Source organism: Micromonospora sp. NPDC049151, from assembly GCF_040648395.1.
Taxonomy (GTDB): domain Bacteria; phylum Actinomycetota; class Actinomycetes; order Mycobacteriales; family Micromonosporaceae; genus Micromonospora.
Genome location: NZ_JBEZDP010000011.1, coordinates 155,737 through 179,209 on the forward strand (window position 1 = coordinate 155,737; position 23,473 = coordinate 179,209).

The window sequence follows — 23,473 nt, forward strand, 5'->3', positions numbered from 1 at the left end:
CGATCGTCAGGGCGTGTGGACCGGCGACGTCTCCCACGGCTCACCGGCCCGGTCGGCGCGGATGCGGTCGATGTGACCGGCCAGCTCGTCGGTGATCAGCAGGTCCCGACGGATGTCGTCGTGCGGGTAGGCGGTCCGCCCGACCATGTGCGCGGCCACCGGGGCGGTGGCGAGCTGGAACAGGCCGACCAGCACCAGCGTGGTGATGTCCACCCCGGTACGCAGCCGCAGCGCGCAACCGAGCAGCACCAGCAGCAGTCCGAGCACCTGCGGCTTGGCCGCGGCGTGCATGCGCGACAGCACGTCCGGGAACCGGACCAGCGCGATGCCGGCGGCGAGGCAGAGCAGCGCGCCCGCGATCAGGCAGGCACCGGCGACGGTGTCCAGGACCGTGTCGAGGCTCATTTCGGGTTCCTCCGCGCGGCGAAGCGGGCGACGCTCACCGAGCCGACGAAACCGACCAGGGCCAGGACCACGAGCACCGGCAGCGCGGTGGCGTCCCGGCTGTAGGCCGCCTCGGTCGCGATCGCCGCGACAGCGACGGCGAGCAGCACGTCGGTGGCGACCGCCCGGTCGAGGATCGACGGGCCGCGGATGATGCGGACCAGGGTGAGCCCACCGGCAGCGACGAGCAACAGGGTGACGATCACGGCGACGACTGTCACGTCGGTGCCCCTTCCAGGTCGACCGACCGGGACGGCCCGGCGGGTGCGGATCGGCGGACCAGCTCCAGTTCCTCGGGCGAGCCGACGGCCGCCACGATGCGCTGCTCCAGTTCCAGCACGCTCTGGCGGAAGCGCTCCACCTCGTCGCGGCTGCGGATGCCGATGACGTGCACGTAGAGCGTGCCCGTGCTCCGGTCGGCCTCCACGATCAGGCTGCCCGGCACCAGCGACAGGGCTTCGGCGTTGAGGGTCAGGTTGAGGTCGGTGTTCACCCGCAGCGGCACCCCGATGATCGCCGACTGGGGGTGGTTGGACCGGACAGCCAGCCAGGCGATCTGCGCGGACGCCACGACCAGGTCGCGCAGGAAGCGCGCCAGGAACCTCAGCAGCGGCACCGGCCGGATCCGGCCGGCGAACGTCACCGGTGGCAGCGGGAAGACCACGAGCAGCACCGCGGCGACGACCAGGCCGCTTATCACGTTCGCCCAGCTGAAGGTGCCCCACAGCAGCACCCAGACGGTGACCAGGCCGGTCACGGCGATCGCTCGGTTGCGCCAGCGGTCACGGGCGGTCAGCGGCGCTTTCGGCTGACTGGTCACGGCGGTCCCTCCGGGAACACGGCCTCCACGTACGGGGCACGGCGCAACAGGTCGTCGGCGGCGTCGGTGCTGATCTCGAACAGTGGCCCGGCCACCACTGTCAGCGCCAGACCGAGCACCACCAGGGCGGCGGTCGGCACGGTCATCAGCCGGGGCAGCACGGCACCGGCCGGCGAGGCGCCCTCGTGCGGCTGCTCGGCGCCCTCGGTCCGGGCCGCCCGGTCGGCGTCGCCGGGCCCCGGCATGTCCGGGTGCGGGGCCCGCCAGAACGCCAGGTTCCACACCCGGGCGATGGCGTAGAGCGTGAGCAGGCTGGTCAGCAGCCCACCGGCGACGAGCGCCCAGGCCAGGAACCCGCCGTCGTCCACGCCGGCCTGCACGAGACCGAGCTTGCCGAGGAACCCGGAGAACGGTGGTATGCCGGCCAGGTTGAGGGCGGGCACGAAGAACAGCAGCGCCAGCAGCGGCGACAGCCGGGCCAGCCCGCCGAGGCGGTCCAGCGCGGTGCTGCCCCCGCGCCGTTCGACCAGGCCGGCGGCGAGGAACAGCGTGGTCTGGATGGTGATGTGGTGCACCACGTAGAAGATCGCCGCGGACAGGCCGAGCGGGGTGGTCAGGCCGACCCCGAACAGCATGTAGCCGATGTGGCTGACCAGCGTGAACGACAGCAGCCGTTTGATGTCGGACTGGGCCACCGCGCCCAGGATGCCGACCACCATGGTCAATGCCGCTATCACCATGAGCAGGTCGGCGGTGCGGCCGCCGGGGAACAGCAGCGTCTCGGTGCGGATGATCGCGTACACGCCGACCTTGGTGAGCAGGCCGGCGAAGACCGCTGTGACCGGCGCGGGCGCGGTCGGGTAGCTGTCCGGCAGCCACGCCGACAGCGGGAACACCGCCGCCTTGATCCCGAACGCGAGCAGCAGCATGCCCTGCAGGACCAGGCGCAGGTCGTCGGGGAGCGCGTCCAGGCGGTCGGCGAGCTGGGCCAGGTTCAGCGTGCCGGTGGCGGAGTAGACCAGGCCGATCGCCACCAGGAAGATCAGCGACGACAGCAGGCTGACCACGACGTACGTGGTACCGGCCCGGATCCGCGTCTCCGTGCTGCCCAGCGTCAGCAGCACGTAGCTGGCCACCAGCAGGATCTCGAAGCCGACGTAGAGGTTGAACAGGTCGCCGGAGAGGAACGCGTTGCACACGCCGGCGGTCAGCACGAGGTAGGTCGGGTGGTAGACCGACAGCGGCGTCTCCTCGTTGCCGTCGGCCATGCCCTGCCCGATGGAGTAGACGAGCACGCACAGCGTCACCGAGGCGGAGACCACGAGCATCAGCGCGGCGAGTTGGTCGGCGACGAGCACGATGCCCATCGGCGCGGCCCAGCCGCCCACCTCCACCACCAGCGGGCCGTCCAGCGACGAGCGGACCAGCAGCAGAGCCGCGACCGCGACGGTGGCCGCGAGCACCACGATGCTTACCCACCGCTGGATGCGGGCCCGCCGGGCGAGCAGCAGGGTGAGGGCCGCGCCGAGCAGCGGCATCACCACCGGCAGCGGAACGAGCCAGGTCATCGGCCCCCCTCCGCCTCGGCGGCGGCCAGGACCCGCGCCTCGGGACTGCCGTCGGCCACGTCGGCGTCGGCGTCGGCGGTGCCGGGGCCCTCGTCCCGGTCGGCCAGCTCCATGATGCGGCGGTCCTCGACGTCGTCCTGCACCTCGTCGTGGCCGTTGAGGTGCCAGCTGCGGTAGGCGAGGGCGAGCAGGAAGGCGGTCATGCCGAGCGTGATGACGATCGCGGTCAGCACCATCGCCTGGGGCAGCGGGTCGGACATGTCCTCCTCGGCGGAGGTGCCGACGATCGGCGGGCCGCCCGCCCGGCCGCCGGTGAGCAGCAGCAGGTTCGCGCCGTTGCCGAGCAGGATGACCCCCATGAGGACGCGGGTGAGGCTGCGTTCCAGCAGCAGCGTGACCCCGGTGGCGAACAGGACGCCGATCACCAGGATGTAGACCAGGTTGGGGATGTTCGGGCTCACACCAGCTCCTCTTCCCGTACGCCGGCCGGTTCGTTCTCCTGCTCGTCGTCCTCCTCCTGGCGGTCCATCTCGGCGCCCAGGCTGCGCAGGATGTCCAGCACCAGGCCGACCACGATGAGGAAGACGCCGACGTCGAAGAACACGGACGTGACGAAGTGGACGTGGCCCAGCAGCGGCAGGTGGAAGTCGAGCGTCGCGCTCTGCAGGAACTCGCCGCCCAGCAGCATCGCGACGACGCCGGTGCCGACCGCGACGAACAGTCCCGCGCCGAGCACGAACCCGGCGTCCACCGGCGCGGCGCCGTTGAGTTCGGTACGCCCGCCCGCCAGGTATCGCACCGCGAGGCCGAGGCCGGCGACCAGCCCGGCGGCGAACCCGCCACCCGGCGCGTTGTGGCCGGAGAAGAGCAGGTAGATGGCGAACAGCAGGATGGCGTGGAAGAGCAGCCGGGTGACGACCTGGAGGATCACCGACTGCTGCCGGGAGGTCGCGCCGGTGGTGAGCCAGCGCGGACGCGACGACTGCTGCCGGCCGGCGCCGGGGATGCCGCTGCGCAGGTCCAGCGCGCGGGTGCCGCGGAAGATCAGGCTGGCCACGCCGGTGGCGGCCACCACCAGCACCGCGATCTCGCCCATCGTGTCCCAGGCGCGGATGTCGACGAGCGTCACGTTCACCACGTTCTTGCCGCCGCCGTAGGACACCGCCTCGTCCGGGAAGCCGGCCGAGATCGGCGTGGCCGTCCGGCTGCCCGCCGCGACGTACGCCATGCCGGCGGTGACCAGGCCGACGGCCACGCCGAGCGCGACGCGGAACCGCCGGGTGGCGCGGATCGGGCGGGCCGAGAACCGGCGCGGCAGGCGGCGAAGCACCAGCACGAACATCACGATCGTGACGGTCTCCACCAGGAACTGGGTGAGCGCCAGGTCCGGCGCGCCGTGCAGGATGAACAGCAGCGCCGTGCCGTAGCCGGTCACCCCGACCAGGATCATCGCGGTGAGCCGGCGGCGGGCGCGGGCGGCCACCAGCGCGGCGACGACGACCACCGCGCCCGCGACGGCCTGCAACGGCGTGTCCCACAGCTGGAACCGCTGCGCCCAGGGCACGCCGGCCAGCAGCGCGCCGCCCGGCATGATCACCAGCACCAGCAGGATGACGCCGAGGTAGAACGGCAGGGATCCGCGCTGGGTGGCGCCGGTGAGCTCCACCGCCGCGCGGTCGACGGCGCTCGCCAGCCGGTCGTAGCCGGTGGCGCCGTCGAAGGGCAGCCGGGCCAGGTACGGACGGCGGCGGTGCAGCAGGAGGAACAGCGCGACGCCGCCGGTGACGGCCAGCGCGGACAGGCCGAGGGCGGGCGTCAGCCCGTGCCAGAGCGCCAGGTGGTAGCCGGGGTCGGCGGTCGGGAACTGGTCGGCGTACGGGGCGAGCACCCGGTCCACCGCCGGGGCGCCGATGCCGACCGCGAGGCCGGCCAGGGCGAGCACCGCCGCCGGGCCGATGAACGCCGGCTCGATCCGGTGCGGCCGGGTCTCCGCGACGCCGGGCTTGGCGGCGAACGCGCCCCAGAGGAAGCGCAGCGTGTACGCCACCGTCAGCGCCGAGCCGACGACCACCCCGGCGAGCACCAGCAGCTCGACGGTCCCGCCGTGCAGAAACGCCTCCAGCGCGGCCTCCTTGGCCACGAAGCCGAACAGCGGCGGCAGGCCGGCCATGGAGGCGGCGGCGAGGCCGGCGACGGCCGCCAGCACCGGCGCCCGGCGACCCAGACCGCTCAGTTCGCGCAGGTCACGGGTGCCGGTGACGTGGTCGACGACGCCGACGACGAGGAAGAGGGTGGCTTTGAACAGGGCGTGTGCCAGCAGCATCGCGGCGCCGGCCAGCGCGGTGTCCCGGGTGCCCGCGCCGAGGATCACCATGAGCAGGCCGAGCTGGCTCACGGTGCCGTACGCCAGCAGCAGCTTGAGGTCGACCTGCCGCAGCGCCGTCCACCCGCCGAGGAACAGTGTGATCAGGCCGCCGGCGAGCAGGACCGCCCGCCACACGGTGGCCTGGCCGACCGCCGGGCCCATCAGCGCGGCCAGGAACACACCCGCTTTGACCATGGCGGCGGCATGCAGGTAGGCGCTGACCGGCGTGGGCGCGGCCATCGCGCGCGGCAGCCAGAAGCTGAACGGGAAGATCGCCGACTTGCTGGTCACGCCGAGCAGGACGAGCACCAGCGCGACGGTGAGGTAGCCGCCCTCGGGCAGGTTCCCGGAGATCTCGGACCACCGGTACGAGCCGGCGTGCTGGCCCAGCATCACGAACCCGGCGAGCATCGCCAGGCCGCCGAGCGTGGTCACCAGCAGCGCCTGCATCGCGGCCCGCCGGCTCTCCCGCTTGGTGGGATCGCTGCCGATCAGCAGGTACGAGAAGACGGTGGTCAGTTCCCAGAACACGTAGAGCAGCAGCAGGTCGTCGGAGACCACCAGGCCGAGCATCGCGCCGGCGAACGCGACGAACACCGCGGCGAACCGGCCGAGGCTGGGATCGTCGGAGTCGAAGTAGCGCGCGCTGTAGACCAGCACGAGCGCGCCGACACCGCCGACGAGCAGCACCAGCAGCCAGGACAGCGTGCCCATCCGCAACGCGAGGTCCAGCCCGAGCTGCGGCACCCAGGTGACCGTCTCGACGACGGGCCGGCCAGAGCGGACCGCCTCGGTCCGGGTCAGCGCCCAGACCAGCGCCGCGGCCGGGACGGCGGCCAGCAGGTAGAGCGCACGTCTACCGAGGAGGCGTACCAGCACGGGGGCGGTCACGGCTGCGAACGCATGGACCGCCACCAGAACCAGCACACACACTCCTCAAGATCGACCTGCGGTACGTCAACCCTAACCGGCCAGGCCGCGAGACGGTATGTCGAGAGAATCACGCGAACGTGTCGTGTCAGCTCCGCTCTGTTTCGGGTAAGGAGTGAGGTTTGGTCTGCCCGGTACACCGGTCGGCGTCCGGCGGGCGCCCCGATAGGGTGGTCGGCGTGCTGCCGATGCGAGCCGCCCTGGCGGGCACCACCGGGAACGCGATGCTGATGGGCCTCGCCGAGGTCAGCACGCCGCTGGGTTGGGTGCTCCTACCGGGCCTGCTCGGCGTCTCGGCCCGGCCCCGGGTGGCGGTGCTGGTGTCGGCCTGGGCGGGCGCGCTGGTAGTGCTGTCGGTCGTCGTACCGGTCATCCCCGGCCACCGCAGCGATCCGCAGGCGCTGCTCGCCTCGGCGGTCAGCCTGGCCGCGGTGCCGGCCCTGGCCTGGGCCCGCCGCCGGACACGGACCGCGACCGTGGCGCGCGCCGCCGGCCCGCCGGACGTCGCGGTGTTCACCGTGCCGGCCGGCCCCGGACGCGCCGCGCTGGCGATCTGCGGCACACCCGGGGAGATCGGTGCCGCCGTTCCGCTGCGCGGCGGCGGCCTGCTCGCCCTGATCGGCACGGTCACCGGCGCGGCACTGGACACCCCCGCCGGGCGCCGGGCCGTCGAGCAGACCTTCCGCCGCCACGCCCGGCCGGGACGCACGCTGCCGGACCTCGCCGGCGTGCTCGACCGGGCGGTACGCGATCTCGCCCCGGCGGGTCACCTGCGCGCCACGATCGTGCGGGTGGACCGGGCCGGCGCCGTGGCGGCGGTGCGCTGCGGCTCCCCCGACCTGATCACCGTCGCCGGTGACCGGGGCGAACTCGCGGCGGTGCCGGCCGGTCCGGCGCTCGGCGCCACCGCCCCCGGCGGGGACCTGCGGCCGGCACCGGTCGAGGGCCGCCGGATCGCCGTCCTCGGCGCCGCGTACGCCGACGCGCACCGCCGGCACTGGGTGCGCGTACCCGATCAGGTGACCGCCGCCGACGACGACCCGGCGGTCGCGGCGCGGCGGCTGACCCGGGGTCCCCGGGGTGAGCGGCGAATCGGCCCGGCGCTGGTGATCGACCCCGGCCCGCAGTCGCGGGCATGACGCCGGGCGCGCCCGCCCCCGGACGGGCCGGTCACGCCCGCCGACGCCGGCCCCGCGGCCTACGCTGGGCGCGGTGGGCCGGCCTCCGGCGCGGGCCCCGCACGGGGGGATCGCGATGACCGACAGCGTCCGCCGGCCAGGTCCGGTCGCGGGCGGCGAGGACGAGCAGTGGCTGGCCGAGGTGGCCCGCGAGGCGGGCGCCGACGCCGGTGGCGTGCCGGTGGAGCTGCTCGGCGACTACCTGCGGCTGCTCACCGACGCGGCGGTGACCGGCCGCCGGCCGCGCCGCGCCGAACTCGACGCGGTCGGCGCGCTGGGCCGGCGCGCGGCCGAGCAGGGGATCTCCGCCGGCCGCGCGGTACGCCTCTACCTGTCCGCGGCGCGGCGCGTCTGGCGGCAACTGCCGCACCTGGACCGGTCCGACGACAGCGAGGCGGTCCGCGCCGCCGCCGACGCCGTCCTGCACGTGGTCGACACCGCGGTGGCCACGCTCGCCGAGGGGTACGCGGTGGCCCGCCGGGAACTCGTCCGGCGCGAGGAGTCACTGCGCCGGGAACTCGTCGACGACCTGCTGCGCGGCGACTCCGACCTGGGCGGCCTGGTGGAGCGGGCCGAGCCGTTCGGCCTGGACCTGGCCCGGGTGCACCAGGTCGCGCTCGCCGCGCCCGGCCGCCGGCTGCCGGACACGGAGGCGGCGATCAGCGCGCTGGAGCGGGTCATCTTCGACCGGCTCGGTGACCGGGACGTGCTGGTGGCGACCAAGGAGGGCCTGCTCGTGGTGATCGCCCCGGCGGACCCGGTGACCGCCGACCGGGGCCGTGACGCCGGCCCGTCCGCGAACCTCGGCACGCTGATGCACGGCGAGCTGGACCGCCTGGTGCGGGGCCGGCCGTGGCAGGTGGCGGTGGGCCGCCCGCATCCCGGCGTCTACGGCATCGCCCGCTCGTACGAGGAGGCCCGGGAGGCGCTGACCACAGCACGCCGCCTGCACAGTGAGGCATCCGTGATCGACGCGCACGACCTGCTGATCTACCGGGTGCTGCTGCGTGACCAGCCCGCCATGGTCGACCTGGTCCGGGCGGTGCTGACGCCGCTGGCCCAGGCACGTGGCGGCGCCGAGCCGCTGCTGGACACGCTCAACGAGTACTTCGCCTGCGGCGAGGTCGCCACCGAGGCCGCCCGGCGGCTGCACGTGTCGGTGCGCACCGTCACCTACCGGCTGGCCCGGATCCGGGCGTTGAGCGGCTACGACCCCGCCGACGCGCGGGACCGGTTCACGCTGCACGCCGCCGTGCTCGGGGCGCGGGCGCTGGACTGGCCGCGCCGGCCGCTGCCGGCGTAGGGCCGGCTCAGGCCGGTACGGCGACCAGCTCCGGGAAACCGAGCAGGTTGGCCAGGGCCGCCGCCTCGTCGCGGGTGAGGGTCAGCGTGACCATGCGGTCCGGGTCGTCCGGGTCGTCGTGGACGACGTCGCGCCGGCCGCCCACCTGGTAGTCGATCACCCCGATGCGACGGCCCTCCTCGGTGACCAGCGTGTGCCGGACCCCGATGCCGGGGAGGGTTGTACGTTCGATGATCACGGGGACCTCCTTCGGACGCGGTCGCCGCGGACCCGCCGGAACCGGCCGGCGTCAGGGCGACGCGGAAGACGTTCGAGCTGCGCTCGCGTTCTCCATGTGTCAACCATAGCCAGGGGGGATGGGGAGATCCGGGTTCCGGCGACCGGCAATCATCGCGCCCGTTGTTGGCCGGTGGCGTGCAGTGCCGCGCGTGCTGTTCCCGGCGACGCTGGAGGTCCGAGGCGGTACCGAGCAGCGAGGAGGTGGTGAGCATGACCCGCACGTCGATGGCTCCACCACCGGCGTTCGCCGTTCTCGTCGCGTCCCGACCTGCGAGCGGCGACCAGAAGCGCGTCTGAAGCCCCCGGCCACCGGCGTCGTCGAGTGAATCCGACGCCCGCGGCCCCGGCCACGCCCCTTCCCCGCACCGTCCACCGCCCGGTTGGGCACCCTGATCCGAAAGAGGTCGGTATGCCGCACCCTGTCACCGCCATTCGCCCGCCGGCCCGTACCGGCATGCTGATCGGCCGTTCCCACGGCAGCCGCCCGTCGGTGACCGTCGACGCGGCGCCGATCGCCGTGGACCTCGGCAGCAGCCTGCTGCGGATCTGGCTGGGACCGGGCCGGACGCTGAGCGTCCCGGTCGGGCACGGCCTGCGCAGCCCGGTCGTCCGGCGCGGGCGGATCGTCGACGGTCCGGCCTGCGTCACCGAGCTGCGCCGGATCCTGCGCGACCACCGCACCCCGGTCCCGGTCGGCGCGCTGGTGGTGGCCTGCCGTCCGGTGCTCGCCGCGCCGGCCGAGCAGGAGGCGGCGCGCCGGGTGCTGACCGCCGTCCTCGCGCCGTCCCGGCTGCTGTTCCTCGACAGCGTCCGGGCGGGCGCCATCGGCGCCGGCGCCGCCGCCGGCACGCTGCTGGTCGCCGACATCGGCGCCCAGCTCAGCGAGGTGGCGCTGCTGGAGGACGGCCGGGTGGTCGCCGCCCGGCGGGCCGACGTCGGCACCCGGGACCTGAACCACACGACGACCGCCGTCATGCTCGCCGACACCACCGCCCGGCTGGTACGCGAGCTGCGGCAGGACGCGGCGCTGCGGCCCCTGGTCCGCGCCGCGCTGGCCCGTGGCCCGGTCGTCATCGGCGACGGCGCCACCCGGCCCGACGTGACCGCCCGCCTGGTGGCCACGCTCGGCGCGACGGTCCACCGGGCCGCGTCACCCCGTACCGCGGCGCTGACCGGCGCCGGCATGGCCGCCATCTCGGCCCTGCGCCACCCGCACGACACCCAGCGCCGCCCGGAAAGGAGCGCCACATCATGACGCACGCCCTCAACCGCACCGACACCCTGCGCGAACTGCTCGACCGGCAGTTCGGCGAGTACACCGACCAGCTCACCGAGCTGACGCTGCACACGCGGCAGCCCGGCCACGGCGGCCACGACCCGGACACGCTGCGCCGGCTGATCGAGGTCGCCCGCCAGGGCGTCGCGGACACCGCACAGGCGCTCAAGCGGATGTCCGAGGGCACGTACGGCGTCTGCGAACGCTGCGGGCAGGACATCCCGACCGCCCGCCTGGAGATCCTGCCCTCGGCCCGCTTCTGCGTGCCGTGCCAGCAACGGCGCTGAGCACCGCACGGGGCTGTTAGAGCGGGCGCCGGCCGGTAGCGTCGTCGCCATGGATGTCGACGACGTCGCCGGCCGGCTCGGCGTGCCCGCCGAGGAGGTCGACCGGGTGCGCCGGCTCGCCGGTGACCTGCCCTCCGCGCCGCTGCCCGCCCGGGCGGACGCGCCCGCGCTGCTGGACCGGCTCGCGGTCCGTCCCGACGACGCCGCCGAGATCCTGGCGGGCTGGCCGGAGCCCGGGTCGCCACTGTGGACGCCGGAGCTGCGCTGGCTGCTCGACCGCTCGATCGCCCTGGTCCGCGCCGACCTCGGTGGTTTCGCCTGGCTGCCACCGGGCCCGGCGCTGCCCCGCGAGCGGGGTCCGGCCTGGCGGCACCTGTACGCCTACGCGTACCTGGCACTGGTCGACGTGGCCCGGGCCTACCACACCGACCACGGCGTGCCCGACGAGGTGTCCTGGACGACGCTCGCCGACCTGGGCAGCAACCTCGCCGTCGACCGGCGGATGAGCGGTGAGGGCTGGCCGGTCATCCAGTGCTGGCTGACGCTGCACGCGCGCGGCGGCATCTACGAACTGGGCCGGCTCCAGCACCAGCGCGGCGACGCCGAGGCGATCGAGCTGCACGTCCCGGACTCGGGACCGCTGACCCCGGAGGCGGTCGACGCGTCGCTGGAGCGGGCCCGCGCGTTCTTCCCGCGCCACTTCCCCGACGAGCGCTACACCGCGTTCTCCTGCGGCTCCTGGCTGCTCGACCCGCAGTTGCGCGAATACCTGCCGGAGGACTCCAACATCGTCCGGTTCCAGCGGCGGTTCACAGTGGAGCCCTACCAGGAACTGCCCGGTCTCGACGGCGACACCGAGATGCTGCGGTTCGTGTTCCGCACCCTGGACACGCCGCTGGACCGGCTGCCGCGCCGCACCGTGCTCCAGCGCGCGGTCGTCGACCACATCCGGGCGGGACGCCACTGGCAGTGGCGCCGGGGCCGCTTCCCGATGTAAGTGGACCGAGGGCTTCGGGTGAGCGGCCCCGCGAGCGGGCAGGTCGTTCACGCTAGGCGCCGGGCCGCGGCACCCGCGGTCCTGCCGGCGCGCCCCGGGCCAGCCAGCCGTCGAGGGCGCCCGGGTCGTCGAACAGCAGCACCGGCGGACCGGCCGGGTCGGCCGCCCAGGCCCGCATGCGCCGGCGCGCCCGGCTGAACCCGGTGACGTGCCACACCAGGACCGAGTCGGGGGACAGCACGCTCCCCCAGGACTCCCGGTTGCCGTTGCAGATCTCCTCGCCGCTCGCCAGCCGCCGCCGCGTGCGCCGCAGCAGCCGGCGGAACGAGACCCCACGCGGATAGTCCAGGCCGATCACCAGGTCGGCGCGGCCGAGGACCACGTCCCGCCACCCGTGGTACGCGCCGTCGAGAATCCAGCTGTCGCGCCGGCAGATCGCCTCGATCCGGCGTCGCTGCTCGGCGACCGGCACCTCGACCCAGCCGGGCTCCCACAGCAGATCGTCGACCGGAAACCAGGGCAGGCCGAACCGCTGCGCCAGATGCGCGGCGAGCGTCGACTTGCCGGAACCGTGGATCCCCTCGACCAGGATGCGGGCCGGGACGGTCATGGCAGCAGCGTAGGCACCGCGCGCACCCGCCGCCGATCCGGGCCGTCCGATCAGTGCGCGACAGCGACCGCCGGAGCCGCCTCCAGACCGGCGAGCCGGGACGGCCGGACGACGACCAGCAGCACCACCAGTGCCGCCACCATCCCGCCGGCCACCACCAGGGCCATCGCCACCGCGCCGGTGCCGAGCACACCGACCAGCGGCGCCGCCACCGCGCCCACGCCGAACTGCACGGCGCCGAGCAGGGCGGACGCGGTGCCGGCCGCCTCACCGTGGCGGGACAGGGCCAGCGCCGGGGCGTTCGGCATGGCCAGGCCCGCTGCCGCCAGCACCAGCCACAGCGACACCAGCAGGGCGGGCAGCCCGCCGAAGCCGGTCGCGGCGAACACCACCAGGGCCAGCCCGGCCACCGTGCCCGCCACCAGCGAGGTCAGCAGGATCCACTGCGACGGGTAGCGGCGCAGCAGCCGCACGTTGTACTGGGTGGCGCCGATCAGGCCCACCGCGCCCGCGCCGAACGCCAGGCCGAACTGCTGCTCGTCGAGCCCGTACCCGTCCTGCAGCACGAACGACGACCCCGCGACGTACGCGAACAGCGCCGCCATGGCCAGTCCGGCGACCAGGACCAGGCCGACGAAGACCCGGTCCCGCAGCAGCCCGCCGTACGTCATCACGGTCGCGACGACTCCACCGCGCTGGCGGCGCGCGGGCGGCAGTGTCTCGGGCAGGGCGACAGTGGCCAGCACGACGAGCAGCACCCCGAATACGGCAAGGACCACGAAGACGCCCCGCCAGTCGGTCCACCGCAGCACGCCGCCGCCCAGCGTCGGGGCGAGGACCGGCGCCGCACCCATCACCAGCAGCAGCCGGGACAGCAGGGTGGCGAACGCCGCCCCGCTGAACAGGTCACGCACCACCGCCATCGCCACCACCGCGGTCGCGGCGACACCGAGGCCCTGCACGACGCGCAGGACGCCGAGGACGGCGATGTTCGGGGCGACCACGCACAGCGCCGACGCCACGATGTGCAGCAGGAGGCCGGCGATCAGCGGGCGGCGCCGCCCGATCGCGTCCGACAGCGGCCCGATCAGCAACTGCCCGACGGCCAGCCCGGCGAGCGTGCCGGTGAGCGTCAACTGGACCGCCGCCGACGTGGTCGCGAAGTCCGTGACGATGGCGGGCAGCGCGGGCAGGTACATGTCGATCGTCAGCGGACCCACAGCGATCAGCGAGCCGAGGACCAGCACGAGCTTGAGCCGCTGGCCCCGGCTCATCAGGTCGCCCGGGGTGGGTGTCGGGGTGGCATCGGTCGTCTGGGGGATCTCCGCCCGGTCGGCGTGCGCCCGGGCGGAAGAGGGTGCGGCACTCACACCCTGAGTCAAATGCGCCTCCGGTGATCACATTCCCGTCTCGGCGAGAGGTAACGCAGGTCACGCCGGTCGCCGGCACCGCCGGACGACGGCCGTACCCACCCGTGGGCACGGTCGGTGCTACCGTGAACCCGACCGGTCCGAGCGCGCAGATCGCAGCGGGAAGACGCGCAGATCGCACAGCGGTGACGCGCAGATCGCACAGGGAGAGCAGACATGGCGGGTGACGACGACATCTCCGGGTGAGCCCGGAGACGCGACCGACCGCAGGCGAGCGCCGTGGTCGTCCCGTCGTTCCCTCGTGACCATGTCCCCCGCCGGGCGGATCCGGTCCGCCCGCCCGTACGTCGAGGTCGTCGCCCGATGTCCGATTCCTTTGTCGTCTGCTCGAACCTGACCTTCTCCTGGCCGGACGACACGCCGGTCTTCCAGAACCTCTCCTTCACCCTCGGCGGCGGCCGGACCGGCCTGGTCGCGCCGAACGGCGCCGGCAAGAGCACGCTGCTGCGGCTGATCGCCGGCGAGTACCGCCCGGCCGCCGGGTCGGTGACCGTCGACGGCGTCCTGGGCTACCTCCCGCAGAGCCTGCCGCTGGCCGCCGGCCTCACCGTGGCCGAGGTGCTGGAGATCGCCCCGCTGATCGCGGCACTGCACGCCATCGAAGCCGGTGACGCCGACGAGAGGCACTTCACCACGATCGGCGCCGACTGGGACATCGAGGAGCGCACCCGCGCGCAACTCGACCGGCTCGGTCTCGGCGACCTGGCCTTCGACCGGCCCCTGGGCACGCTCAGCGGTGGTCAGGTGGTCTCCCTCGGCCTGGCGGCGCAGCTGCTCAAGCAGCCCGACGTGCTGCTGCTGGACGAGCCGACGAACAACCTCGACCTCGACGCCCGGCACCGGCTGCACGACGTGCTGGAGCAGTGGCGTGGCTGCCTGCTGCTGGTCAGCCACGACCGGGCACTGCTGGACCGGATGGACCGCATCGCCGAACTCGAACGCGGTGAGCTGCGCTTCCACGGCGGGAACTTCACCTCGTACGAGGCGGCCGTGCGGGCCGCGCAGGAGGTGGCGGAGAAGAACGTGCGCAGCGCCGAACAGGAGCTCAAGCGGGAGAAGCGGGAGTTGCAGGAGGCCCGCGAGCGGGCGGCCCGGCGGGCCGGGAACGCGGCCCGCAACCTGAAGAACGCGGGCCTGCCGAGGATCGTCGCCGGTGGCATGAAGCGGGACGCGCAGGTGTCCGCGGGCAAGGCGAACGAGATGCACTCCGGGCGGGTCGACGACGCCCGGGCGCGGCTGGACGAGGCCGAGCGGGCGCTGCGCAACGAGAAGACGATCACCGTGGAGCTGCCCGCCACCACCGTGCCGGCCGGGCGCACGCTGCTCACCGTCGAGGGCGTGCGGGTCCGGCACGGCGGCCGCCCACTGTTCGCCGCCGGCGGTGTCGACCTGACGATCCGGGGCCCGGAGCGGATCGCCCTGCTCGGTGCCAACGGCGCGGGCAAGTCCACGCTGCTGCGCCTGATCGACGGTGACCTGGAACCGGAGAGCGGCCGGATCACGCGCGCCGAGGGCCGGATCGCGTACCTGTCGCAGCGCCTGGACCTGCTCGACCTGGACCGTACCGTCGCGGAGAATCTCGCCGCGTTCGCGCCGCGGGCCCCTGACGCGCGGCGGATGAACCTGCTCGCCCGCTTCCTGTTCCGCGGCCCGCGGGCGCACCTTCCGGTCGGGGTGCTCTCCGGCGGTGAGCGGCTGCGCGCCACCCTCGCGTGCGTGCTGGGCGCCGAACCGGCGCCGCAGCTGCTCCTGCTCGACGAGCCGACGAACAACCTCGACCTGGTCAGCGTCAGCCAGTTGGAGAGCGCGCTGCACGCCTACCGGGGCGCGTTGCTGGTGGTCAGCCACGACGAGCGGTTCCTCGCCGCGATCGACGTCGGCCGCTGGTTGCGCCTGGCCGACGGGCGCCTGACGGAGACCGGTCCCCCGGCCGCCGCCTGACCAGCCCGGCCCGGTCAGGCGGCCGGCAGGCGGACGACGAACCGACACCCGCCGGTGACGTTGTGCGCGTGCACCCGCCCGCCGTGCGCCTCGACCAGCCCGCGCACGATCGCCAGACCCAGCCCGCCGCCGGCCGGCGCCGCCTCGTCGTCGCCGGCCGGTGCCGGGGTACGGGCCCGGGTGCCCCGGAACGCCACGTCGAACACCCGGGGCAGGTCCGCCTCGGGGATGCCGCCGCAGGTGTCGGAGACGGCGAGCCACGCGTCGTCGGCCTCCCGGCCGGCATCGACACGCACCGTGCCGTCCGGCGGCGTGTACCGCACCGAGTTGACCAGCAGGTTCGTCACGACGCGGGCGAGTTCGGCCTCGGCTGCCCGGACCGTCGGCCAGCCGGTCTCGGGGGCGAGCACCCGGACCCGCCGGTCGGCGGCCAGCGGCGCGGTGGCGGCGATCGCGTCGGAGACCACGTCGCCGAGCGGCACCGGGGACAGCGCGGGCCGCAGCGCTCCGGCGTTGATCCGGGACAGCTCGAACAGGTCGTCGACAAGGCGCGTCATCCGGTCCGTCTCGACCCGGATCCGGTGGTGGTACTCGGCCACCGCCCCCGGCTCGTCGACCACCCGGTCCTCCAGCGCCTCCGCCATCGCCCGCAGCCCGGCCAGCGGCGTACGCAGATCGTGCGAGACCCAGGCGACCAGCTCGCGGCGGCCGGCCTCCAGCTGCCGCTCCCGCTGCCGGGCCTGGTCGGCCCAGACCGCCGCCTGCGCCAGCCGCCGGGCGAACGCCACCCCGACGGCCAGGCTCACCGCCGCCGACGCCGCGACCGTCACGAGGACGACCTGGAGGTCGTGCGCGGACAGGAACATGGCCTGGGCGACGGCGGTGACGCCCGCCGTCACCGAGGCGATGGTGACCGCGAGCAGCACCGCGATGTGCGCGAGGATCGACCGGTGGCGCACCAGCCGCAGCGCTCCGGCGCCGAGCGCGCCGACGACCGCTCCGGCGAGCAGGGCGTAGAACCCGATGACCAGCAGCTCGTTCACCGGGGCGCGTCCTGCGGCTCGTACCGGTAGCCGACGCCCCAGACGGTGACGATGCGGCGGGGCTGCGCGGCCCGCTCCTCGATCTTCTCCCGCAGCCGCCGCACGTGGACCGTGACTGTGGACTGGTCGCCGAACCGCCAGCCCCACACGCGGTCCAGCAGCTCGGCCCGCGACCAGGCCCGTCCCGGGTTCGCCAGCAGGAAGGCGAGCAGGTCGAACTCCCGTACGGTGAGCGCCAGCGGCTGCCCGGCGCGCTCGGCGACCCGCCGGTCGGTGTCCGCGGTGAGGTCGCCGTCGCGCAGCACCCCCGACGGTCCCCGGTCCTGCGGGGCCGCGCGCCGGAGCACCGACCTGATGCGCAGCACCAGCTCGCGCGGCGAGAACGGTTTGGTCACGTAGTCGTCCGCGCCGGCCTCCAGCCCGGCGACGCGGTCGGCCTCGTCCCCGAGCGCGGTGAGCATGACGACCGGCAGGCCGGGCAGCCTGCGCCGCAGCCGCCGGCACACCTCGATGCCGTCGAGGCCCGGCATCATCAGGTCGAGGACCACCAGGTCGGGTGGCTCCTCCTCGGCCGCGACGAGCGCGTCCGGCCCGTCGAAGGAGAGCCGGACCCGGCAGCCGTCCTGCTCCAGGTAGCGCCGGACGACGTCGCTGACCGTCCGGTCGTCGTCGACGACGAGCACGTAGCGCCCCATGGGCCAGACGCTACCCATCGGCGTCCCGGAGCGGCGGCCCGCGGTCGACCCGTAAGCGGACGGAAAGATCTTTCCACCCGGTACACGCCTAGCGTCACGGCATGGGCAGAAGACGTGTGGTGCTGTCGGTGCTGGCCGTGGTGGCCGTCGCCGGTCTCGGGGTGAGCCTGTACCTGTTCCAGCCGTGGCGGCTGGCGACCGACCGCGAGGTACGCGAGACGCTGCCGACCGTGGCGGAGCCGCAGCCGGCCGGCACGACCGGCCCGCCGGCTTCCGGCACGGCCGGCCCGTCGCCGACCGGCGCTACGCCCGCCGACGTGGTGCTCGCCGCCGGTGACTTCGTCACCCACGAGCACGACACGTCCGGCCGGGCGCAGCTCGTCCGCCTCGCCGACGGCCGCCGTCAGCTGCTCCTGCGCGGGCTGGACACCTCGGACGGCCCCGACCTGCGAGTCTGGCTCACCGACCGGAAGGTGCAGTCCGGCCGGGCGGGCTGGCAGGTGTTCGACGACGGCCGCTTCGTCGAACTGGGCCGGCTCAAGGGCAACATCGGCGACCAGGCGTACGACATCCCCGCGTCGGTGGACCTGGACGGGTTGCGCAGCGTGTCGATCTGGTGCAAGCGGTTCGCCGTGTCGTTCGGCGCGGCGCCACTGGCTCCGGCGGGGACGGGAGCAACGCCGTCCTGATGACCGTGCCGGCCGGCACTGGGCTACGCTGCGGGAAGCGCTGGTTCACCCGGTCGGCGACGGCCGGGTGTCGTAAGAGGGAACCCGGTGGAAGTCCGGGGCTGCCCCGCAGCGGTGAGTGGGAACGACAGCCGTCAACAGCACTGGGCCACGGCCTGGGAAGCGACGGCCAGTAGGCGACCTCGTGTCACGCCCGCGAGTCCGAAGACCTGCCCGCGTCGCGCGTACCACCGGTGCGCGCCGCCGTCGACCTCGCGGGTGGGTCGGGCGGGTGACACGCCGCAGGCAGGGCCGTCGGCGTGTCCTCGACGTGCACGCCCCGGCCGGTCGGCGGTCCGCTTCTGCGAGGACGGAACCGCACAGTGCCCGACACCATCACGCTCACCGGCCGACCACCGTCGGCCTCGCACCTGACCCTGTCGCAGATCATGGACCAGCACCACACCAACCTGATGGGCACGGTCCACGGCGGGCGCATCCTCAACCTGATCGACTCGGTCGCCGGGGTGGTCGCCGCCCGCCACTCCGACGGACCGGCCGTCACCGCCGCCATCGACGAGACCGCGTTCCTGCGCGCGGTACGCGTCGGGGACGTGGTGCACGTGGACGCCCGGATCACCTGGGCCGGCCGCAGCTCGATGGAGGTGGCGGTGAAGGTCAGCGCGGACCGGTGGGACCGCGCGGTGCCGCCGGTGGACGTGGCGACCGCGCACCTGGTGATGGTGGCGGTGGACGACGACGGGCAGCCCCGGCCGGTGCCGCCGCTGCACACCGAGACCGACGGCGACCGGCGGCGCTACCGGGAGGCGCAGATCCGGCGCGAACACCGGCTGGCGCTGCGCCGGGCGCTGCTCGACGGCGCCGGGGAGGTCTGAGCCGGCCGCGTCCGGCTCAGGCGGCCTGCGCCGCCATCTCCCGGGGCGACGGCACGGCCGGCGTCACGGGTGGGGCCGGCGTCCCCGGCGTGACCGGCGTCCGGGGTGGGGACGGCCGCTCGCGGTCCAGATGCAGGCGCAGCAGCATCCAGCCCAGCGACACGCCGCCGATGAACACGTACGCGGGCTGCGTGCCCAACGTGTCCCAGCAGGTGTGCAGCGTGACCACCGCGGCGAAGGTGAGCAGGAACGCCGCCAGCCTCCGGCCGCCGGGCGCGGCGGCGAACGTGAACAACGCGGCGGCGGTCAGCCCGGTCCAGGCCAGGTGCGCGGCGGGCGCGGTGAGCCCACGCACCAGCAGTGTCCGCTCGACCGCGCCGAGGCTGCCCTGCGACCCGACGAACGCGGTGAACGCGTAGCCCATGGTCTCCAGCGCGGCGAACCCGGCGCCGGCGGCCACACCGAGCACCAACCCCTGCGCCGGGGTCCGGTGCCGTCCCCACAGCAGCAGGACGCCCGCCGGCACGATCAGCTTCGCGGTCTCCTCGGCCAGCCCGACGAGCGCCATCGGCAGGACGCCGAGGTGGTTCAGCGTGTCGTACTCCAGCCATCCGGCGGCGACCACGCCGATCACGCCGCCGAGGAGCGCGGCGAGGCCGACGAGGGCGCCGGGGAGCGGGCGGCGGGCCGGCCGCCCCTGGACGAAGGCCAGGAACGTGGCGGGCGCGACGGACGCGCCCAGCACGATCAGCGCCGGTACGAACGTGGTGGCACCGGTGCCACTCAGTGTCTCCAGCACCAGCAGGTGGAGCCCGACGCCGACAACCAGGACCGCTACCCACGCCCAGCGGCGCCCGGCATTCCCCATGGCGCCGAGTATTCCGCCCGGCGAAATGTGCCGGAAACCGGGGTAGGCACTGTGGACGGTGAGATCGAGCCGACACGCGGACACGACATCTGGTGTTGCCATCCAGCCATCACCGCCATATATGGTGTCTTCCGTAGCTGGTTCGGCCGGGCCTTCACTGGTCCGTCCGAGGCAAGAGGGAACCCGGTGGGAATCCGGGACTGCCCCGCAGCGGTGAGTGGGAACGACAGCCGTCAACAGCACTGGGCCATTGGCCTGGGAAGCGACGGCCAGTAGGCGACCGGCAAACGCCGGTCGGGCCCGCGAGTCCGAAGACCTGCCAGCGCGCCGTGCGCTCCCGCGTACGGCGGTCGGAGGTCGCGCGGGACGACCGACGCCAGCAGCCGGGCCGGCCGTGCGCCGCGCCCGTTGGCGTCTCCCGCCGTCTCCAGACGGTGACAGCGAGGAGAGGTCATGACTGTCGTGCAGGAGAGTCCCCCGTCCACCGCCGGCGGGTCCGAGCCCCGCCGGCCGGCGATGCGGGTACGCAAGCGGGACGGCGACACCGAGCCGGTGGACGTCGGCAAGATCGTCCGGGCGGTCGAGCGCTGGGTCGCGGACCTGGACGAGGTGGACCCGCTGCGGGTGGCCACGAAGACGATCAGCGGGCTCTACGACGGTGCGACCACCGCCGAACTGGACCGGTTGTCGATCCAGACCGCGGCGGAGCTGATCGGCGAGGAGCCGCAGTACTCGAAGCTGGCGGCGCGGCTGCTGGCCGCGTACGTGGACAAGGAGGTCCGCGGGCAGGGCGTGGCGAGCTTCAGCCAGTCGATCGCGTACGCGCACGGGCTGGGACTGATCGGCGACGAGACGGCCGCGTTCGTGGCCCGGCACGCCCGCAAGCTCGACGACGCCGTGGACCCGGACGGTGACCTGCGGTTCGAGTACTTCGGACTGCGCACGGTGGCGGACCGCTACCTGCTGCGGCACCCGCTGTCGCGGCTGGTGGTGGAGGCGCCGCAGTACTGGCTGCTGCGGGTGGCCTGCGGGCTGTCCCGCACCCCGGGCGAGGCGGTCGGCTTCTACCGCCTGATGTCCAGCCTGGCCTATCTGCCCAGCTCCCCCACGCTGTTCAACTCCGGCACCCGGCACACCCAGATGTCGTCGTGCTTCCTGGTCGACTCGCCGCGCGACGAGCTTGACTCGATCTACGAGCGGTACCACCAGGTGGCGAAGCTGTCGAAGTTCTCCGGCGGCATCGGCATCTCCTGGTCGCGGGTGCGCGGCCGGGGCGCGCTGATCCGGGGCACCAACGGCCGGTCCAACGGCATCGTGCCGTTCCTCAAGACCCTCGACGCCGGGGTGGCCGCGGTCAACCAGGGCGGTCGGCGCAAGGGCGCGGCCTGCGTCTACCTGGAGCCGTGGCACCCGGACGTGGAGGAGTTCCTGGAGCTGCGGGACAACACCGGCGAGGAGTCCCGGCGTACGCACAACCTCAACCTGGCCAACTGGATCCCGGACGAGTTCATGCGCCGGGTCGAGGCCGACGGCGAGTGGTCGCTGGTCGACCCGTCGGACGCCCCGGAGCTGCCCGACCTGTACGGCGAGGCGTTCGACGCCGCGTACCGGGCGGCGGAGAAGAACGCGGTCCGCACGGTCCGGGCCCGGGACCTGTACGGCCGGATGATGCGCACGCTCGCGCAGACCGGAAACGGCTGGATGACGTTCAAGGACGCCGCGAACCGGCTGTCCAACCAGACCGGCGAGCCGGGCAACGTGATCCACCTGTCCAACCTGTGCACCGAGATCCTGGAGGTGAACGACGACACCGAGACGGCCGTGTGCAACCTCGGCTCGGTGAACCTCGGCGCGCACGTCACCGCCGACGGGGTGGACTGGGAACGGCTGCGTGCCACGGTGCGCACGGCAGTGGTCTTCCTCGACCGGGTGATCGACATCAACTACTACCCGGCCGGGCAGGCGGCGGCGTCGAACCCGCGCTGGCGGCCGGTCGGGCTCGGGCTGATGGGGTTGCAGGACGCGTTCTTCACGCTGCGCCTGCCGTTCGACTCCCCGGAGGCGAAGGAGCTGTCCACCCGCGTGCAGGAGGAGATCCTGCTGACCGCGCTGGAGACCTCCACCGGGCTGGCCGAACGGTACGGCCCGCATCCGGCGTACCCGCAGACCCGGGCCGCCAAGGGTGACCTGCACCCGGACCTGTGGGGCGCGGAGCCGGCGCAGACCGGACGGTGGGCGGCGCTGCGCGAGCGGATCGCCGCCCACGGGCTGCGAAACTCGCTGCTGGTGGCGATCGCGCCGACCGCCACCATCGCCTCCATCGCCGGCTGCTACGAGTGCGTCGAGCCGCAGGTGTCCAACCTGTTCAAGCGCGAGACCATGTCCGGGGAGTTCCTCCAGGTCAACACGTACCTGGTGCGGGAGCTGAAGGCGCGCGGGCTGTGGACGCCGCAGGTCCGCGACCGGATCAAGCGGGCCGAGGGCTCGGTGCAGGACATCGCCGAGCTGCCCGCGCCGGTGCGGGAGCTGTTCCGCACCGCCTGGGAGCTGCCGCAACGGGCGCTTATCGACCTGGCCGCCGCGCGTGCGCCCTTCGTCGACCAGTCCCAGTCGCTGAACCTGTTCCTGAGCGCGCCGACCATCGGCAAGCTCTCCTCGATGTACCTGTACGCCTGGAAGGCCGGGTTGAAGACCACCTACTACCTGCGTTCCCGTCCCGCCACCCGCATCCAGCAGGCCACCGTCGCGCCGGTCTCCGCCGTGCGCGACGACGAGGCGCTGGCCTGTTCCCTGGAGAACCCCGAGAGCTGCGAGGCATGCCAGTGACCACCACCGCGCCGACCCGGCACATGCTGCTCGACCCCGGCATGGACCTGACCCTGCGGCCGATGCGCTACCCGCGCTTCTTCGACCGCTTCAAGGACGCCATCAGGAACACCTGGACGGTCGAGGAGGTGGACCTGCACTCGGACCTCGCCGACCTGGCGAAGCTGTCCCCGGCCGAACGGCACCTGGTGTCGCGGCTGGTGGCGTTCTTCGCCACCGGCGACACCATCGTCGCGAACAACCTGGTGCTCAACCTCTACCAGCACGTCAACTCGCCCGAGGGCCGGCTCTACCTGTCCCGGCAGCTGTTCGAGGAGGCGGTGCACGTCCAGTTCTACCTGAACCTGCTCGACACGTACGTGCCGGACGAGAAGGAACGGTTCGCCGCGTTCGCGGCGGTGGAGAACATCCCGTCGATCGCCCGCAAGGCCGAGTTCTGCTTCCGGTGGATCGACTCCGTCTTCGAGCTGCGGGAGCTGCGGACCCGCGCGGACCGGCGGGCGTTCCTGCTCAACCTGATCTGCTTCGCCGCGTGTATCGAGGGCCTGTTCTTCTACGGCGCGTTCGCCTACGTCTACTTCCTGCGCTCCCGGGGCCTGCTCAACGGGCTGGCCTCCGGCACCAACTGGGTGTTCCGCGACGAGTCGATGCACATGGCGTTCGCCTTCGACGTGGTGGAGACCGTACGCGCCGAGGAGCCGGACCTGTTCGACGACGAGATGGAACGCCAGGTCAGGGAGATGCTGGCCGAGGCGGTGGAGTGCGAGGTGAGCTTCGCCGAGGACCTGCTCGGGCAGGGCGTGCCGGGGATGTCGCCGGCGGACATGCGCGCGTACCTCCAGCACGTGGCCGACCGGCGCCTGGCCGTGCTCGGCATCGCGCCGATGTACGGCAGCGCCAACCCGTTCGCGTTCATGGAGTTGCAGGACGTGCAGGAGCTGTCCAACTTCTTCGAGCGCCGGGTCTCGGCGTACCAGGTCGGCGTGACCGGCAGCGTGACCTTCGACGACGACTTCTGACCGGGCCGCGACACGACGGAGCCGGCAGGC

22 protein-coding genes and 2 riboswitches are annotated in these 23,473 nt (G+C 73.7%); of the genes, 10 read left to right on the forward strand and 12 right to left on the reverse strand.

The window, feature by feature from the left end; translation table 11 throughout:
- Positions 1–6 precede the first annotated feature (6 nt).
- Genes mnhG through AB0B20_RS15660 form a run of 6 tightly spaced genes read right to left on the reverse strand, consistent with a single transcriptional unit; the run spans position 7 to position 6,124 of the window.
- A complete protein-coding gene (mnhG, locus tag AB0B20_RS15635; protein WP_357384888.1) occupies positions 7–405 on the reverse strand; it encodes a monovalent cation/H(+) antiporter subunit G in 399 nt (132 codons plus the stop codon).
- On the reverse strand, positions 402–665 hold the full coding sequence (locus AB0B20_RS15640) for a monovalent cation/H+ antiporter complex subunit F (protein ID WP_354873039.1): 264 nt from the start codon (positions 663–665) through the stop codon (positions 402–404). The genes mnhG and AB0B20_RS15640 overlap by 4 nt, the downstream gene beginning before the upstream one ends.
- The gene (locus AB0B20_RS15645) at positions 662–1,264 is read right to left on the reverse strand and encodes a Na+/H+ antiporter subunit E (protein ID WP_357384886.1); all 603 of its coding nucleotides are present in this window, start codon (positions 1,262–1,264) and stop codon (positions 662–664) included. The genes AB0B20_RS15640 and AB0B20_RS15645 overlap by 4 nt, the downstream gene beginning before the upstream one ends.
- Positions 1,261–2,832 carry a Na+/H+ antiporter subunit D gene (locus AB0B20_RS15650; protein ID WP_357384883.1) on the reverse strand — a complete coding sequence of 524 codons (1,572 nt, stop codon included), beginning with the start codon at positions 2,830–2,832 and terminating at the stop codon, positions 1,261–1,263. Before AB0B20_RS15650 ends, AB0B20_RS15645 begins: the two co-directional genes overlap by 4 nt.
- The gene (locus AB0B20_RS15655; RefSeq protein WP_357471191.1) at positions 2,829–3,293 is read right to left on the reverse strand and encodes a Na(+)/H(+) antiporter subunit C; all 465 of its coding nucleotides are present in this window, start codon (positions 3,291–3,293) and stop codon (positions 2,829–2,831) included. The genes AB0B20_RS15650 and AB0B20_RS15655 overlap by 4 nt, the downstream gene beginning before the upstream one ends.
- Positions 3,290–6,124 carry a Na+/H+ antiporter subunit A gene (locus tag AB0B20_RS15660; RefSeq protein ID WP_357384879.1) on the reverse strand — a complete coding sequence of 945 codons (2,835 nt, stop codon included), beginning with the start codon at positions 6,122–6,124 and terminating at the stop codon, positions 3,290–3,292. Before AB0B20_RS15660 ends, AB0B20_RS15655 begins: the two co-directional genes overlap by 4 nt.
- A 191-nt stretch (positions 6,125–6,315) precedes the next feature.
- Here AB0B20_RS15660 and AB0B20_RS15665 point away from each other — a divergent pair, with 191 nt between their 5' ends.
- Positions 6,316–7,266: a hypothetical protein gene (locus tag AB0B20_RS15665; protein WP_357384973.1), complete on the forward strand. Its 951-nt coding sequence runs from the start codon at positions 6,316–6,318 to the stop codon at positions 7,264–7,266.
- A gap of 115 nt (positions 7,267–7,381) precedes the next feature.
- Entirely contained in the window at positions 7,382–8,608 is a 1,227-nt protein-coding gene (locus AB0B20_RS15670) for a helix-turn-helix domain-containing protein (RefSeq protein ID WP_357384877.1), read from the forward strand.
- Positions 8,609–8,615: 7 nt separating this feature from the next.
- Here the strand turns inward: AB0B20_RS15670 and AB0B20_RS15675 are convergent, their stop codons facing one another.
- Positions 8,616–8,846: a potassium transporter TrkA gene (locus AB0B20_RS15675; RefSeq protein WP_357471194.1), complete on the reverse strand. Its 231-nt coding sequence runs from the start codon at positions 8,844–8,846 to the stop codon at positions 8,616–8,618.
- A 450-nt stretch (positions 8,847–9,296) separates the two neighbouring features.
- On the opposite strand from AB0B20_RS15675, the gene AB0B20_RS15680 reads away from it, so the two are divergent.
- Genes AB0B20_RS15680 through AB0B20_RS15690 form a run of 3 tightly spaced genes read left to right on the forward strand, consistent with a single transcriptional unit; the run spans position 9,297 to position 11,447 of the window.
- Positions 9,297–10,142, forward strand: coding sequence for a cell shape-determining protein MreB (locus tag AB0B20_RS15680; protein ID WP_357471196.1), 846 nt, complete (start codon positions 9,297–9,299; stop codon positions 10,140–10,142).
- A complete protein-coding gene (locus tag AB0B20_RS15685; RefSeq protein ID WP_357384871.1) occupies positions 10,139–10,450 on the forward strand; it encodes a TraR/DksA C4-type zinc finger protein in 312 nt (103 codons plus the stop codon). The genes AB0B20_RS15680 and AB0B20_RS15685 overlap by 4 nt, the downstream gene beginning before the upstream one ends.
- A gap of 49 nt (positions 10,451–10,499) precedes the next feature.
- Positions 10,500–11,447, forward strand: coding sequence for an acyltransferase domain-containing protein (locus AB0B20_RS15690; protein ID WP_357384869.1), 948 nt, complete (start codon positions 10,500–10,502; stop codon positions 11,445–11,447).
- A 52-nt stretch (positions 11,448–11,499) separates the two neighbouring features.
- On the opposite strand, the gene AB0B20_RS15695 is transcribed toward AB0B20_RS15690, so the two are convergent.
- The gene (locus AB0B20_RS15695) at positions 11,500–12,057 is read right to left on the reverse strand and encodes an adenylate kinase (RefSeq protein ID WP_357384866.1); all 558 of its coding nucleotides are present in this window, start codon (positions 12,055–12,057) and stop codon (positions 11,500–11,502) included.
- A gap of 50 nt (positions 12,058–12,107) precedes the next feature.
- Entirely contained in the window at positions 12,108–13,331 is a 1,224-nt protein-coding gene (locus tag AB0B20_RS15700; protein ID WP_357471240.1) for a multidrug effflux MFS transporter, read from the reverse strand.
- 459 nt (positions 13,332–13,790) lie between these two features.
- Between AB0B20_RS15700 and AB0B20_RS15705 the strand changes: the two genes are divergently transcribed.
- Positions 13,791–15,428, forward strand: a complete 1,638-nt coding sequence (locus AB0B20_RS15705; RefSeq protein ID WP_357471199.1) for an ABC-F family ATP-binding cassette domain-containing protein — start codon at positions 13,791–13,793, stop codon at positions 15,426–15,428.
- A gap of 14 nt (positions 15,429–15,442) precedes the next feature.
- Here the strand turns inward: AB0B20_RS15705 and AB0B20_RS15710 are convergent, their stop codons facing one another.
- Together AB0B20_RS15710 and AB0B20_RS15715 are read right to left on the reverse strand one after the other, a co-directional pair.
- Positions 15,443–16,471: a HAMP domain-containing sensor histidine kinase gene (locus AB0B20_RS15710; RefSeq protein ID WP_357384861.1), complete on the reverse strand. Its 1,029-nt coding sequence runs from the start codon at positions 16,469–16,471 to the stop codon at positions 15,443–15,445.
- Entirely contained in the window at positions 16,468–17,166 is a 699-nt protein-coding gene (locus tag AB0B20_RS15715) for a response regulator transcription factor (protein ID WP_357471202.1), read from the reverse strand. The genes AB0B20_RS15710 and AB0B20_RS15715 overlap by 4 nt, the downstream gene beginning before the upstream one ends.
- Positions 17,167–17,267: 101 nt before the next feature.
- On the opposite strand from AB0B20_RS15715, the gene AB0B20_RS15720 reads away from it, so the two are divergent.
- Positions 17,268–17,855 carry a DM13 domain-containing protein gene (locus AB0B20_RS15720; RefSeq protein ID WP_357471205.1) on the forward strand — a complete coding sequence of 196 codons (588 nt, stop codon included), beginning with the start codon at positions 17,268–17,270 and terminating at the stop codon, positions 17,853–17,855.
- A 24-nt stretch (positions 17,856–17,879) separates the two neighbouring features.
- Positions 17,880–18,087: riboswitch (cobalamin riboswitch) on the forward strand.
- A 130-nt stretch (positions 18,088–18,217) separates the two neighbouring features.
- Positions 18,218–18,730 (forward strand): acyl-CoA thioesterase, encoded by a 513-nt coding sequence (locus AB0B20_RS15725; protein WP_357471208.1) that lies wholly within the window; start codon positions 18,218–18,220, stop codon positions 18,728–18,730.
- Between the two features lie 16 nt (positions 18,731–18,746).
- Here the strand turns inward: AB0B20_RS15725 and AB0B20_RS15730 are convergent, their stop codons facing one another.
- On the reverse strand, positions 18,747–19,598 hold the full coding sequence (locus AB0B20_RS15730) for a PrsW family glutamic-type intramembrane protease (RefSeq protein WP_357384854.1): 852 nt from the start codon (positions 19,596–19,598) through the stop codon (positions 18,747–18,749).
- 121 nt (positions 19,599–19,719) lie between these two features.
- A riboswitch (cobalamin riboswitch) is annotated at positions 19,720–19,937 on the forward strand.
- Between the two features lie 177 nt (positions 19,938–20,114).
- Here AB0B20_RS15730 and AB0B20_RS15735 point away from each other — a divergent pair.
- Both AB0B20_RS15735 and AB0B20_RS15740 read left to right on the forward strand, forming a co-directional pair.
- Positions 20,115–22,424 (forward strand): ribonucleoside-diphosphate reductase subunit alpha, encoded by a 2,310-nt coding sequence (locus AB0B20_RS15735; protein WP_357471245.1) that lies wholly within the window; start codon positions 20,115–20,117, stop codon positions 22,422–22,424.
- A complete protein-coding gene (locus AB0B20_RS15740) occupies positions 22,415–23,443 on the forward strand; it encodes a ribonucleotide-diphosphate reductase subunit beta (protein ID WP_357384851.1) in 1,029 nt (342 codons plus the stop codon). Before AB0B20_RS15735 ends, AB0B20_RS15740 begins: the two co-directional genes overlap by 10 nt.
- Positions 23,444–23,473: the final 30 nt, after the last annotated feature.

Bases quoted from the DNA above. Each gene is read 5' to 3' on its own strand.
- mnhG (WP_357384888.1), bottom strand. From the start codon at position 405: ATGAGCCTCGACACGGTCCTGGACACCGTCGCCGGTGCCTGCCTGATC.
- AB0B20_RS15650 (WP_357384883.1), bottom strand. From the start codon at position 2,832: ATGACCTGGCTCGTTCCGCTGCCGGTGGTGATGCCGCTGCTCGGCGCG.
- AB0B20_RS15665 (WP_357384973.1), top strand. From the start codon at position 6,316: ATGCGAGCCGCCCTGGCGGGCACCACCGGGAACGCGATGCTGATGGGC.
- AB0B20_RS15670 (WP_357384877.1), top strand. From the start codon at position 7,382: ATGACCGACAGCGTCCGCCGGCCAGGTCCGGTCGCGGGCGGCGAGGAC.
- AB0B20_RS15680 (WP_357471196.1), top strand. From the start codon at position 9,297: ATGCCGCACCCTGTCACCGCCATTCGCCCGCCGGCCCGTACCGGCATG.
- AB0B20_RS15685 (WP_357384871.1), top strand. From the start codon at position 10,139: ATGACGCACGCCCTCAACCGCACCGACACCCTGCGCGAACTGCTCGAC.
- AB0B20_RS15690 (WP_357384869.1), top strand. From the start codon at position 10,500: ATGGATGTCGACGACGTCGCCGGCCGGCTCGGCGTGCCCGCCGAGGAG.
- AB0B20_RS15695 (WP_357384866.1), bottom strand. From the start codon at position 12,057: ATGACCGTCCCGGCCCGCATCCTGGTCGAGGGGATCCACGGTTCCGGC.
- AB0B20_RS15700 (WP_357471240.1), bottom strand. From the start codon at position 13,331: ATGAGCCGGGGCCAGCGGCTCAAGCTCGTGCTGGTCCTCGGCTCGCTG.
- AB0B20_RS15705 (WP_357471199.1), top strand. From the start codon at position 13,791: ATGTCCGATTCCTTTGTCGTCTGCTCGAACCTGACCTTCTCCTGGCCG.
- AB0B20_RS15715 (WP_357471202.1), bottom strand. From the start codon at position 17,166: ATGGGGCGCTACGTGCTCGTCGTCGACGACGACCGGACGGTCAGCGAC.
- AB0B20_RS15720 (WP_357471205.1), top strand. From the start codon at position 17,268: ATGGGCAGAAGACGTGTGGTGCTGTCGGTGCTGGCCGTGGTGGCCGTC.
- AB0B20_RS15730 (WP_357384854.1), bottom strand. From the start codon at position 19,598: ATGGGGAATGCCGGGCGCCGCTGGGCGTGGGTAGCGGTCCTGGTTGTC.
- AB0B20_RS15735 (WP_357471245.1), top strand. From the start codon at position 20,115: ATGCGGGTACGCAAGCGGGACGGCGACACCGAGCCGGTGGACGTCGGC.
- AB0B20_RS15740 (WP_357384851.1), top strand. From the start codon at position 22,415: ATGCCAGTGACCACCACCGCGCCGACCCGGCACATGCTGCTCGACCCC.